Annotated in this window: 10 protein-coding genes; all 10 read left to right on the top strand. The window is 44.2% G+C overall.

Annotation, left to right across the window (positions count from 1 at the left end; all coding sequences use genetic code 11):
• The first annotated feature begins 21 nt into the window (after window positions 1-21).
• The 10 genes from W7W_RS0118545 to glmS all read left to right on the top strand — a co-directional run bounded on the left by W7W_RS0118545 (window position 22) and on the right by glmS (window position 13,782).
• Window positions 22-1,479: a DUF4270 family protein gene (locus tag W7W_RS0118545; protein WP_010665154.1), complete on the top strand. Its 1,458-nt coding sequence runs from the start codon at window positions 22-24 to the stop codon at window positions 1,477-1,479.
• Window positions 1,480-1,838: 359 nt separating this feature from the next.
• Complete coding sequence (locus W7W_RS0118535; protein ID WP_010665153.1) at window positions 1,839-2,450, top strand: ATP synthase subunit E; 612 nt, start codon at window positions 1,839-1,841, stop codon at window positions 2,448-2,450.
• Window positions 2,451-2,452: 2 nt separating this feature from the next.
• Window positions 2,453-3,316: a DUF2764 family protein gene (locus tag W7W_RS0118530; RefSeq protein ID WP_010665152.1), complete on the top strand. Its 864-nt coding sequence runs from the start codon at window positions 2,453-2,455 to the stop codon at window positions 3,314-3,316.
• Window positions 3,300-5,093 (top strand): V-type ATP synthase subunit A, encoded by a 1,794-nt coding sequence (locus W7W_RS0118525; protein WP_010665151.1) that lies wholly within the window; start codon window positions 3,300-3,302, stop codon window positions 5,091-5,093. Before W7W_RS0118530 ends, W7W_RS0118525 begins: the two co-directional genes overlap by 17 nt.
• Window positions 5,094-5,191: 98 nt before the next feature.
• Entirely contained in the window at window positions 5,192-6,511 is a 1,320-nt protein-coding gene (locus W7W_RS0118520) for a V-type ATP synthase subunit B (RefSeq protein ID WP_010665150.1), read from the top strand.
• 106 nt (window positions 6,512-6,617) lie between these two features.
• Complete coding sequence (locus W7W_RS0118515) at window positions 6,618-7,220, top strand: V-type ATP synthase subunit D (RefSeq protein WP_010665149.1); 603 nt, start codon at window positions 6,618-6,620, stop codon at window positions 7,218-7,220.
• Window positions 7,217-9,043, top strand: coding sequence for a V-type ATP synthase subunit I (locus W7W_RS0118510; protein ID WP_010665148.1), 1,827 nt, complete (start codon window positions 7,217-7,219; stop codon window positions 9,041-9,043). The genes W7W_RS0118515 and W7W_RS0118510 overlap by 4 nt, the downstream gene beginning before the upstream one ends.
• Window positions 9,044-9,080: 37 nt before the next feature.
• Entirely contained in the window at window positions 9,081-9,533 is a 453-nt protein-coding gene (locus W7W_RS0118505; protein ID WP_010665147.1) for a V-type ATP synthase subunit K, read from the top strand.
• 213 nt (window positions 9,534-9,746) lie between these two features.
• Window positions 9,747-11,732 (top strand): DUF4954 family protein, encoded by a 1,986-nt coding sequence (locus tag W7W_RS0118500; RefSeq protein WP_010665146.1) that lies wholly within the window; start codon window positions 9,747-9,749, stop codon window positions 11,730-11,732.
• A 211-nt stretch (window positions 11,733-11,943) separates the two neighbouring features.
• Window positions 11,944-13,782, top strand: coding sequence for a glutamine--fructose-6-phosphate transaminase (isomerizing) (gene glmS, locus W7W_RS0118495; RefSeq protein WP_010665145.1), 1,839 nt, complete (start codon window positions 11,944-11,946; stop codon window positions 13,780-13,782).
• Window positions 13,783-13,826 lie beyond the last annotated feature (44 nt).

Below are 13,826 nucleotides of genomic sequence, written 5' to 3'. Positions count from 1 at the left end.
ATCAAAACAGACTGGATTTTTATGCTGAACAAAAGAAGTCTCCGGCAATTCATGCCCTTAATTCTGGCAACACTTGCTATTTTCTCGTCCTGTAAAGAAGAATCAGGAACCCTTGGGCTGGATGTTTTACCCCCGGAGGATATCTTCACCGGAACCGATGCCACTTCGCGTTTGATGGGACAAAATTATGATCCGGGCAATTTAATATCGAGCGATGCCAGCTATGCAATACTGGGATCCGTAAATGACCCGTTCACAGGTCCTACCGAAGCATCCTTCATTACCGAAATTAATTTGGGCGAACGAATTGGCAGTTTAAATAAAACCACCGAAGCAAGGGAGTATTTTGTAGATTCACTTGTGCTCAATCTGGCCTATGTAAAAGAATGGTGGCTGGGTAACAAAGATGCAAAACACGAGGTAAGTGTTCATCGGTTCAACGCCCCTTTATCAATGACCGAAACCTATTATTCAGACATGCCGGTAGATGGTCTTTACGATGAAACTCCGATTTCGACAATTATCAAAAGTGCCAACGACGGACTAGCGGACTCCTCCTGGATACAAAACAACTACACTAACATCTGGCAGTTAAAACTTGATGACGCGGTGGCTAATGAGGTTTTCAACCTCAATGACTCAATAATGAGTGATCGAAAAGCTTTCAGAGAAACTTTCGGTGCCTTATTTATACAGTCTTCACTGTCCGACACAGAAACTGCCGGATCACTAATCGAATTCAATCTTACCGATGAGCTCTCAAATATGAAAATGTATTATTCATATTACGTTATCGACACGGTTGACAATGCCAATGAGGTGGTGGACACTGTTCAAACATCCTACACCTTCCCGATTAATCTGGAGTGTGTTAGACTTAACAGATTCTCCCACAACAATCAGGAAGCCGTAACTTTTAATGATCAGGAAACCGAACACCTGATAGCACAGGGAATGGCCGGAAGTATGGTTGAAATCGACTTTAACGATATAATGTTAGTCAATGAAGACGGAGATCAGGTAAACCTTTTCAGTTATTGGAAAGAGAAACTGGATACAGAGAAGAACAACGAATACAATGGAATCAGCGCTGTTGACATTATCTTCGAAGCCGATACCACAAAACAATATGAAGATGATAACTTTTTCTCTCCAGCAGCTCAGGCATTAAGGCTGTATAAAAAAGACGGTGACCGTTATGTACAACCTGGCTACTCATACGACACCGATGACACTACCGAGTGGTCATCAGGGTTTTCCGGAGGAGATTTTGTTGAAGAGACAGGAACATATACCTTCCGAATGTATAGGGAATCATTTCTTATGATGGTAGAAAAAGAGGATTTAAGAGGTCCTTACTATCTTTCCACACCAGATCCTGCTTCCTATCCCTGGAAAGTTTTGTTGAAAAACTCAAACAATTCGGACAATCCGAATCCAAAAATCAGGATAAAGGAGGTCAGCATCGACACTCTTTAAATCCCTGAATATTTGTTAAGATTTTGTAAAACACAAACACACTTAATCACATAAAATGCCTTGCACCAAACCCGCGGTGTAAGGCATTTTTTTTGCATTGAAACCAAAGAAACCCTTCAGCATCGATTTTTGACATCTCAGTAATTTCAGCAGAAATGCTTACTTTTACATATACAGAAACTTCCCTGAGCTCAATCCCTTATCCAACAAACACTTACTATTTTGTCCTGCAAAAAAAACCAAAACAACACCCCATGTCAGGACTTGTATGATATTTGTAAAAAACCTATTTTAGAGGAATTAAAAAACGCAAAAACTATTGGAACAAAAGTCGTTTCTTCACTATAAAAATTGAAACTATGACAAAAAAACTTCAGGACCTTACCGAAAAGATATACAACGAAGGGGTCCAGAAAGCCAAAGAGGAAGCAGAAGCCATCCTGGAGGAAGCTCGTAAAAAGGCTTCAGCAATAGAAAAGGATGCCCAAAAGAAAGCCGGACAGACCATAGAAGATGCCGAAAAGAAAGCTGAAGAAATTAAAAAACACGTGGATTCGGAAATGAAGATGGCTCTCGAGCAATCCATGGCTGCCCTCAAGCAGGATATTGCAGGCCTGGTAACGATGGAAGCTGTGGAACCCACAACCAAAGAACTTTTTTCCGATAAAAAATACCTTGGAGATTTGATTGAAAAGACCATTGACGGGTGGATCAAAAAGGAGAGCATGGATCTCGAAGTTATTCTTCCGGAGAGTCAGCGCAAAGAAATGGAAGACCATTTCAGGAAGCAACTGGCCCACCATTTAAACAAAGGTCTCCAACTTTCGTTTTCTAAGAATATGAAATCAGGATTTAAGGTAGGTCCGGCCGACGGAAGCTATGTAATCAGTTTTACCGATGAAGATTTCAACAACTTCTTTAAAACCTATCTGCGTCCCAAATCAACTGAATTATTGTTTGAAAAAAAATAAATATGTCGAAAGGATACTACTATCTTGTCGCCGGATTACCTGATTTGGTTCCTGAAGAAAAGAAATTGTCCTTTTCCTCAGTCGATTTCAGAGAGCTGATGGCAGATGAGTTAACCACCAAAGATTATGCTTTATTAAAGCTTTTCTATCTGCCTTTCGACCACGAAAACCTGCTCAATCTCTTCTTTGAAGAGGGCAAAGAGTGGGATTCCCGTGGCAATTTCAGCAAAGAAGAACTGGAACCACTGGCAGACAGAAAGCTGGCACAATCCGCAGACACTGAGGCACTGCCTGATTACCTTTACGAATTTGTCATTACAATGCACGGAGAGGAAGCTCCGGGAAGCAGAGTGGAAGCAGCCCGGCAACTAAGTGCCGATTATTATGCCTATCTGTACCAAAACTCCAACACCTTTGTCCGGCAACTGGCAAAATACCAACAAGATACTGCAAATGTACTTACCGCACTTAACGGACGAAAACACGAACTACAATATGAGCAGGCACTTATTGGAAACGATGAAGTAACTGAAGCTCTTAAAAAAAGCCGGTCCAGAGATTTCGGTCTGAAATCAGAGGTAGAACACATCGAAGACCTTCTTCAGATTTTTGAAATGGATAATATTACCGAACGTGAATTAAAACTGGACATACAAAAATGGCATTTTGTTGAAGAAGAAACATTCTTCAACTATTTTACCATTGAAAAAGTACTGGCCTTTTTACAGAAGCTCTTTATTGCTGAGCGATGGATTAATCTGGATCCTGAAAAAGGCCGTGAAATGTTTGAAAAATTATTTAGCGAATTGAAGTCGGGATTTGAATTCCCCGAAGAATATACATTGACCTATGGAAAAAAACGATAAGACAACCGGAACAGTATCCGGCATCATTGCCAACCTGGTAGTGGTGGATGTGGACGGACCGGTGGGACAAAATGAGATTTGCTTCATAGCCCACGGGAAAGAGCGATTGATGGCAGAGGTCATTAAAGTGACCGGCGATCAGGCATATGTGCAGGTATTTGAAAGTACCCGGGGCTTAAGACCCGGCAGTAAGGTTGATTTTGAGGGACACATGCTCGAAGTAACACTGGGCCCCGGAATGCTCTCCCGTAACTACGACGGATTGCAGAACGATCTGGATAAGATGGAAGGCGTGTTTCTTAAAAGAGGTGACTATACAGATCCGCTGAACAGGGAGCAAAAGTGGAGTTTCAAACCCCTGCTCGAAAAAGGTGCCGAAGTGATAGCAGGTGACTGGCTCGGTGAAGTAGAAGAAAATCAAATGCCCCACCGCATCATGGTTCCTTTTAAACTGGAAGGGGTCTATACCATTAAATCGATTGTCGGGGAAGGCGAATACACAGTAGATGAGGAAATTGCCGTTATTGAAGACAAAGATGGCAATTCCGTTTCAGTGAACATGGTTCAGAAGTGGCCTGTAAAAGTGCCCATTAAGACCCACAAAGAAAAACCACGTCCTTTCAAATTACTTGAAACAGGCGTTCGTTGTATAGATACACTCAATCCCATTACCGAAGGAGGCACCGGATTTATCCCCGGACCGTTTGGTACCGGGAAAACCGTACTTCAGCATGCCATATCAAAGCAGGCCGAAGCAGACATCGTTATTATTGCCGCCTGCGGAGAACGGGCAAACGAGGTTGTGGAAATTTTCAAGGAATTCCCCGAACTGGATGACCCGCGGACAGGGCGAAAACTGATAGAGCGAACCACCATTATTGCGAATACCTCTAACATGCCGGTTGCTGCCCGGGAGGCATCGGTTTACACCGCCATGACGCTGGGAGAATATTACAGGGCCATGGGCCTTAAAGTATTGCTGATGGCTGACTCCACCTCACGCTGGGCGCAGGCACTGCGGGAAATGTCCAACAGGCTGGAGGAACTTCCCGGACCTGATGCATTCCCAATGGACCTGTCGGCCATTATCTCCAATTTCTATTCAAGAGCAGGATATGTCTATCTCAATAATGACAAAACCGGCTCCATCACCTTTATCGGAACTGTTTCTCCTGCCGGTGGTAACCTGAAAGAACCGGTTACAGAAAACACCCGCAAAGCAGCCCGTTGTTTTTACGGATTGTCGCAGGATCGGGCAGACAGTAAGCGCTACCCAGCTATTGATCCCATTGATAGTTATTCCAAATATCTTGAATATCCCGAACTCCAGAAGTCTCTCCAAAAAAATATGGGAGAGCACTGGCTGGACAATGTCCTTAAAGCAAAGGATATTCTTTTTAGTGGTAAAGAAGCCGACGAACAAATCAATATTCTGGGTGATGACGGAGTGCCCATAGATTTCCACCAACGCTTCTGGAAAGCTGAATTAATCGACTTTGTGGTTCTTCAGCAGGATGCATTTGATAAAATTGACGCATCCACACCTTTGGAACGTCAGAAATATATGTTAGAGAAGGTGCTCAACATTGCGGATACTGCCTTTGAATTTAAGAACTTTGAACAGGTGGGAGATTTTTTCAAGCGCCTGATCAACCAACTGAAGCAGATGAATTATTCTGAGTTTGAATCAGAAAAATTCAAAACCTTCGAAAAAGAGCTGGAAGAAATGCTCAGGGAGTTTGCCGTTGAAACCAAAGAGGAAGCACAGGCAGTCTGATGCTTTTTTTGCCAGGAGTCATTAACAGCATTTCTGCAAAAATAGAGACGAGAAGGTTTCCTGAAGGTATTAATTAAAAACAATTCAGATTAAAAAATATGAGCAGTCAGGCATTTCAAAAAGTATATACCAAACTGACCAATATTACCAAGGCCACTGTTTCGCTAACTGCAAAGGATGTAGGTTACGACGAGATGGCTGTGGTAAATGGACGGATGGCCCAGGTAGTAAAAATTGTGGGCGACCAGGTGGTTTTACAGGTTTTCTCAGGCACGGAAGGAATCCCTACCAATGCCGAGGTAACATTTCTTGGGAACCCGCCACAGCTAAAAGTCAGCGATGAATTGTCCGGAAGATTTTTCAACGCCTATGGCCATCCGATTGACGGCGGCCCCGAAATCGAGGGTGAAATCCGTGAAATTGGCGGACCATCGGTTAACCCGGTGCGCCGCGAACAGCCTTCCCAACTTATCGCTACGGGAATTGCAGGCATCGACCTAAACAACAGCCTTGTTTCCGGTCAAAAGATTCCATTCTTTGCCGACAGTGACCAGCCTTACAACCAGGTAATGGCCAATGTGGCATTGCGCGCCAAAGCAGACAAAATCATTCTGGGCGGGATGGGGCTTTCCAACGACGATTACCTCTTTTTTAAGCAGGTATTCGACAATGCAGGAGCACTCGACCGGATTGTAAGCTTTGTGAACACCACCGAAGATCCGCCGGTAGAGCGACTGCTGGTGCCAGATATGGCATTGACGGCGGCCGAATATTTTGCAGTGGACAAAGACGAAAGTGTGTTGGTTTTGCTGACCGACATGACCCTCTTTGCCGATGCACTGAGTATTGTATCCAACCGGATGGACCAGATTCCCTCGAAAGACAGTATGCCGGGATCACTTTATTCCGACCTTGCACGCATTTACGAAAAAGCGGTACAATTTCCATCAGGCGGTTCCATTACCATTGTAGCAGTAACCACCCTGTCAGGCGGTGATATCACACACGCAATCCCTGATAATACAGGTTACATCACAGAAGGTCAGCTTTTCCTTCGTCGGGACACCGACATCGGTAAAGTAATTGTGGATCCTTTCCGCTCTCTGTCGCGCCTGAAGCAGCTGGTAATAGGTGAACAAACCCGAGAGGATCACCCGCAGGTGATGAATGCTGCTGTGCGTCTCTACGCTGATGCAGCCAATGCTCGTACCAAACTGGACAATGGTTTCGACCTGACAGATTACGATGAACGAACGCTGGACTTTGCCAAAGCTTATTCCGAGAAACTGCTGGCGATTGATGTAAATGTTGACACCGACACCATGCTCGACATCGGGTGGGAACTTTTCGGCAAGCATTTCTCAAAAGCTGAAGTTGGCCTCAAGAAAGAGATGGTTGACAAGTATTGGAAAGAGTAAGCGAACCGGTGAATTTGTCGCAAAAATGTAGTTAAGAGTAGGAAGAAAGAAGATTGAAAACCCAACAAACTACAAACGAGCGACAATTCCCTAAAAAAGGAGTAACGTGGCCATAAAATTTCAATATAACAAAACATCACAACAGTTACTTGCCAAGCAGCTGAAAGTCCGTGAGCGTGCATTGCCCACCCTTAAAAACAAAGAGTCGGCTCTGCGGGTGGAGGTAAAAAAAGCCAAGGACAAAGCGACAGAACTGGAAAAAGAACTGAAAAAAGAACTCAGTCTTTACGATGACATGATGCGTCTGTGGGGAGAATTTGACCCCTCATTGGTTTCCATCAGCGACGTAGAACTTACTTCCAAAAAAATTGCCGGTGTTCAAACTCCAATTCTGAACAAGGTGAATTTTGAAGTACGTGATTACAATATGTTTGAGCGGCCAAGCTGGTACCCAGACGGGATAGCGATACTGAAGAAACTCATTGAAATAGCCCTTGAAAGTGAGGTTTTTGAGCGCAAAATGAATTTGCTTGATTTTGCCCGGAAAAAAACCACTCAGAAGGTTAACCTCTACGAGAAGGTTCAGATTCCCGGCTTTCAGGATGCCATTCGGAAAATCAAACGATTCCTGGAAGATGAGGAAAACCTGTCGAAAGCCGCGCAGAAAATTGTTAAAACAAGACAAGAAAATATGGAGGTGGCGTCATGATAGTACCAATGTTCAAATATTCGTTTCTGGTCTTTCATGCTGACTACGATAAGTTTCTGGAGCAACTCAAAGAACTGGGAGTCGCTCACATCGTAGAACATCAGGAAGAACCCACCACCGAGATGCAGGATCTGTACCGCAAAATAAGTGATTTATCAAAAACCATCAAAAACCTGGAAGTCCGCCAAAAAAATGCAGACTCAGAGGCATCAGGAGAAATCACTGAAACATCGGGAGAGCAACTCAACGAGCGCATCCGGGAGATTGAAAGCAAACTGGAACAAACCCGGCAACACCTCTCCTCGCTCCAAAAGGAGGAAAAGCAACTGGAACCATGGGGAGATTTTTCGCAGGATAACATCCGAAAACTCTCTGACGCAGGAATCAATATTCACCATCTGATTTGTGCAGAGACAAAATTTGATGCATCATGGATGGAGAAATATCCTGTGGAGCTGATTTCGGAAGAAGGTGGATACAGTTTTTTCGTTTGGGTGACGGATGAAGCGCATCAGGAACTTCCGGAAGAGATGACTGATGTTGACGAGATCACACTTCCGGAAGCCACATTAGAAGGGGTAAATAAAGAGATTTCCTCCACACAAGAGGAAATTGATGCCCTGGAAGAGGAACTGGACGGAATTGCGACAGGAGGTCTGAATCTCATTGCCCGATATCAGAGCACACTGGAAGATCAGGTTGCCGAGTTAAATGTAAGATTTCAGACCGTTGACGAAGTAGAAGGCAAAATAAGGCTGGTGGAAGCCTGGGTACCGGAGGTAAAAACCCGGGACCTTGAAGAGCAGGTGGACCAACAGGAAGTCTACTACATAAAAGAGGCTGCAAGAAACCATGAAAAACCGCCCATCATGCTCAAAAACAATCGTTTTGCACGATTATTTGAGCCGGTGAGTAAGTTGTTTTCCCTTCCCGCTTATGTGGAGATGGACATGACACCATTTTTTGCTCCCTTTTTCATGATGTTTTTTGGTTTCTGTCTGGGCGATGCGGGATACGGATTATTGCTGGTTTTGGCAGCAACCCTCTACAAACCAAAAGCCGATAAAAAGATGCGGCCCATTCTGTCGCTTGTACAGTTTCTGGGATTGGCCACAGTCTTGTTTGGTGCCATTACCGGCACCTTCTTTGGGATGAATCTGATTGAAAACCCTCCGGCATTTTTAGCAGATGCCAAAAGCATGTTCCTGGACAACGATCAGTTGTTCAATCTGGCACTAATTTTCGGTGCTGTTCAGATTCTCTTCGGCATGATTCTAAAAGGGATTAATCAAATCATCCAGCACGGAATAGGCTACTCGCTGGCAACCTGGGGTTGGTTTACACTCATCGTGTCGTCAGGAGTGTTTTATTACCTCGACCAACAACATCCGGGAGAAGAATTATTTCTCGGATCTCTGCACCTTGGGTTTGTGGTTTTATCAGCCATGGGCATTTTGGTGTTTAACCACCCCAAGCGCAACATTTTAGTAAATATCGGAGCAGGGCTTTGGGATACTTACAACATGGTTACCGGGGTCGTGGGAGATTTATTGTCCTACATCCGTCTGTTTGCGTTAGGCCTTGCAAGTGCCATCCTCGGTCAGGTATTTAATCAGCTGGCCTTTGATATGGCACCTGATGTACCGGTAGTAGGAATTTTGGTTACCCTGATTATTCTGCTGATTGGGCATGGAATAAACATCTTTATGTCGGGACTGGGATCATTTGTACACCCGTTGCGTCTGACATTCGTTGAGTTTTACAAAAACGCAGGATTTATCGGAGGAGGAAAAGAGTACAAGCCTTTTTCAAAAGTACAGTAATTAAGACAAAAAGTAATAACCTTTAAATTAGAATAATATGACTCCAATTGTGTTGGCCTATATAGGCATTGGTATTATGATTGCGCTGGCAGGAGCCGGTAGTGCGTACGGTGTATCTTATGGTGGAAATGCCGCTTTGGGCGCAATGAAAAAAAACAGTGATGCATTCGGAAACTATCTTGTGTTAAGTGCCTTGCCAGGGACACAGGGACTTTATGGATTTGCCGGATATTTTGTTATTTCCGGAACCGGTGTATTAGGTCCCGACATCACTGCCGTTCAGGGTGCAGCTGTTTTAGGCGCTGGTATTGCCATGGGACTGGTAGGCTTGTTGTCCGGAATTCGTCAGGGACAGGTTTGTGCCAATGGGATTGCAGGTATCGGTTCAGGACACGATGTATTCGGAAGTACTTTGGTGTTGGCTGTGTTCCCGGAATTGTATGCAATTCTGGCATTTGCTGCCACCTTTATGATTAGCGGTACTTTGTAGATGAAAATATGACAAACAAAAGCCTGGGCCAGATTTGGTTCAGGCTTTTTTTATGCATTTATGACATTTTCTTCATAAATTCGCATTTAGAAAAACAAACAAAAAAGTTGATGCTAAGAGGACAAAAGGTAAGGCCGAAATGAAAATTTCTGTTTTATCAGACCTCTGACAGCATTCTTTAATCAGCTACATATCCTGACTAAACACCACACTATGGCAGAATACAGAAACCTGCAACCAACAGAAATCACTAAACTCGAAGCGCAGGGTTGTTACTGTGCAAACTGGTCCGACATCCTGGTCAAGGATGGTTTTAACCCCTCTTTTATTCGACACACCAATTTTAGCGGCAAAAACCGGCTGGGAATGTTCAACAGGGAGTTCAGCTTTCCCGGAGGTGTGGTAAAACATGCAGGCATCTCCTATGCGACCATTCACAACACAGATATTGGCGATAATGTTTACATCAGTCAGGTGAGAAACCAGATTGCCAACTACACCATTGGAAATGATGTGGTAATCGAAAATGTGGATGCACTTACCACGGAAGGCCGATCCACTTTCGGAAACGGAGAAAAAGTAGCCGTCCTGAATGAAGCCGGAGGTCGCGAAGTTCCCATATTCAATGAATTGTCTGCTCACACAGCCTATCTGATGGCCTTTTATCGCCACAGACCCGCCCTGATTGAAAAGCTCACCGGGATGGTGAAGCAGTACTGCCAAAAAATTGAATCGGAGAAAGGAACTGTTGCAGAAAATGCCAGAATCATAAACTCGCGTACCATTCTGAATGTGAATGTTGGTCCGGGAGCAACCGTTGAAGGAATTTACCGGCTGGTAAACGGGACCATCAACAGTTCAATGGAGCACCCCTCCTATTTTGGCCCGGGAGTCATTGCTGAAGATTTTATCTCTGCCAGCGGGGCCGAAGTTACGGACGCCACCCTTATTTCCAAGTGTTTCATCGGACAAGGCTGTAGTCTGGGAAAACATTATTCGGCAGAAAACTCGGTATTCTTTGCCAACTGCCAGGGATTCCATGGGGAAGCCTGCTCCATTTTTGCCGGGCCTTACACCGTTTCCCACCACAAATCAACCTTGCTGATTGCCGGCTATTACTCCTTTCTTAATGCCGGAAGCGGATCTAACCAAAGCAACCATATGTACAAGCTGGGACCGGTACATCAGGGGATTGTTGAAAGAGGCAGTAAAACAACCAGCGATTCATACATGTTATGGCCGGCAAAGATTGGTCCGTTTTCACTGGTGATGGGACGACATTACAGAAATCCGGATACCTCGAACTTCCCGTTCTCTTATCTGATAGAAAATCATGATGAAAGTTATCTGGCACCGGGAGTAAACCTTCGAAGCGTTGGAACCATGAGGGATGCACGAAAATGGCCGGGACGAGACAAACGTAAAGATTCCTGTCAACTTGATTTTATCACCTTTAATTTGCTCAGTCCTTATTCAGTAGAAAAAATGATTAAGGGCAAACACACGCTTCAAACTCTTAAGAAGACTTCAGGGATTACCTCCGAATACTTTATGTACAACAGTGTGAAAATCGAAGACAAAGCACTGGATCGCGGCATTGATATGTACAACATAGGAATTCTGAAGTTTTTGGGCAACGGATTACTCAAAAAGCTGGAGAAAGGCAACTTCTCAAACATCAAAGAGATACAGGATATACTGAAATCCGATACCGGGGAAGGATCCGGAGCCTGGGTGGACATGGCCGGCCTTGTGGTGCCCAAAAAAGAAGTAATTTTGCTTATTGAAAAAATCGAATCGGGAATCCTTAATAAATTCGATGATTTACAGACCATCTATAAAAAATGGCACCAGAATTATTACAGTTGGGTATGGAACTGGAGTGTCAAGGTTTTCAGAGAAGAGATGGGGGTTGACCTAAAAACCATAAGCAAAGATGAATTGCTGGATTTCATCAATAAATGGGAAAAGGCTGTTGTTTCGCTTGATGAAATGATGCTGACAGATGCCCGAAAGGAATTTACATTAAAGGCTCAAACCGGCTTTGGAATGGACGGGGAAGATGATGTGCGCCATACCGACTTTGAACAGGTCAGAGGGGCCTTTGAAAAGCATCCTGCAGTGCGTGACATCTTTGACCATATTGAAAAAAAGCAGCAACTGGCAACCCAGATAAGAGAAAAAATAAACCGTATATAGTTTCTGTCCATAAAGTACAACTTGCGTCGTTACGCTTGCCGCCAAAATACTCATTTACGAATAGTAAACTCCGTTTTTGGCGGCTTGGCAAGCTTAGCAATTGGTACTTTCTGACCAGAAACAGGACTAAAAGCAAATTGTGCTTAGTTTTCTTGCTAGCACGATATAATAATTGTAATACAACACCTAAACAACCAAGAACCAGTAAAGTATGTGTGGAATTGTAGCTTATGTAGGAGAAAGAACCGCCTATCCGATATTGATCAAAGGTCTGAAACGACTGGAATACAGAGGATATGACTCGGCAGGGATAGCACTGATGAATGAACAAACTCATCTTTACAAGTGTAAAGGAAAAGTAAAAGATCTGGAGGGTCTGGTAAAAGGACAGGAGATTTCAGGATCTATCGGAATCGGCCATACCAGGTGGGCCACACATGGTGAACCCAACGACACCAATGCGCACCCTCACCAGTCGGAGAACGGAAAATTTATTCTGGTTCACAACGGAATAATTGAGAACTACAGTCACCTCAAAAAAGAACTTACCAACAGAGGTTATAGCTTTAAAAGCGAAACCGACACCGAAGTTTTAGCCAATCTTATAGAAAACATATACCTCGAGCAGAAAGTGTCAGCTGAACTGGCTGTTCGCCTCGCACTGACAAAAGTGGTAGGAGCATACGGACTGGTTATTTACTGTGCCGATGAACCCGGACGCCTGATTGCCGCACGCAAAGGTAGTCCTCTGGTTATCGGAATCGGTGAAAATGAATATTTCATGGCTTCTGATGCTACCCCAATCATCGAATACACCGACCAGGTTGTATTTCTGAACGATGAGGAAGTAGCAGTGATTGACCATGATCATTTCGATCTGAAAAACCTTAAAAACGACATTAAGACACCACAGGTTCAGAAGATTGAATTGAGCATTGAGCAAATTGACAAAGGCGATTATGAGCACTTTATGCTGAAGGAAATTCATGATCAGCCCACATCCATCGAAGACACTTTCCGCGGACGAATTTCCATGGATCAGAGTAAGATTTTCCTGGGAGGTATTTTTGATGTTTTGCCCAAGCTCATTGAAGCAAGACGAATCATCATTCTGGCCTGTGGCACCTCCTGGCATGCAGGTCTGGTCAGTGAATATTTGTTCGAAGAATACGCCCGCGTTCCAGTAGAAGTAGAATATGCATCTGAATTCAGGTATCGAAAACCTTTGATCTATGACAACGATGTGGTAATTGCCATATCCCAAAGCGGAGAAACTGCTGATACACTGGCTGCCATTCGCATGGTCAGAGAGCAATCGGAAGCCACCATCCTGGGAATCTGTAACGTTGCAGGCTCTTCTATATCAAGAGAAACCGACGCAGGTGTTTATACCCACGCAGGAATCGAAATCGGAGTGGCTTCCACCAAAGCCTTCACAGCCCAGATAACGGTACTGACCATGATGGCATTCTTGTTAGGGCACCGAAAGAAACACATTGCAGACAGTGACTATGTGCAAATGGTAAAAGCATTGACCCAGGTTCCTGAAAAAATGCGTGAAATACTGAAGCACGAAGGATTCATCAAAGACGTGGCCAATAAATACACCAATGTAACCAATGCGCTCTATTTGGGACGCGGGGTGTTGTATCCTGTTGCGTTGGAGGGGGCACTCAAGCTCAAAGAAATTTCCTACATCCATGCAGAAGGTTATCCGGCGGCCGAAATGAAACATGGCCCCATTGCGCTGATCGACGAAAACATGCCTGTTTTTGTATTGGCCATCAAAGATGACTCTTATGAAAAAATTATCAGCAACATTCAGGAAGTCAAAGCCAGAAACGGAAAAGTTGTAGCCATCGTTACCGAAGGTGAAAAGACCATCCGCAAGATTGCCGATGACGTGATTGAGATTCCCAGTTGCCACAGGGCACTATCGCCTTTGCTGGCTGTAGTTCCCCTGCAAATCATCTCTTATCAGATCGCAGTGATGAGAGGTTGCAATGTGGACCAGCCCCGAAATCTTGCCAAATCGGTAACGGTAGAGTAAGGGACAAAAAAAGAGACGGTGCTTATTACCCGTCTCTTTTTCTA

The organism is Marinilabilia salmonicolor JCM 21150 (genome assembly GCF_000259075.1).
Lineage (GTDB): Bacteria > Bacteroidota > Bacteroidia > Bacteroidales > Marinilabiliaceae > Marinilabilia > Marinilabilia salmonicolor.
The sequence above is the reverse complement of the archived record's forward strand: the minus strand, read 5'-3'. Positions and strand labels throughout refer to the sequence as shown.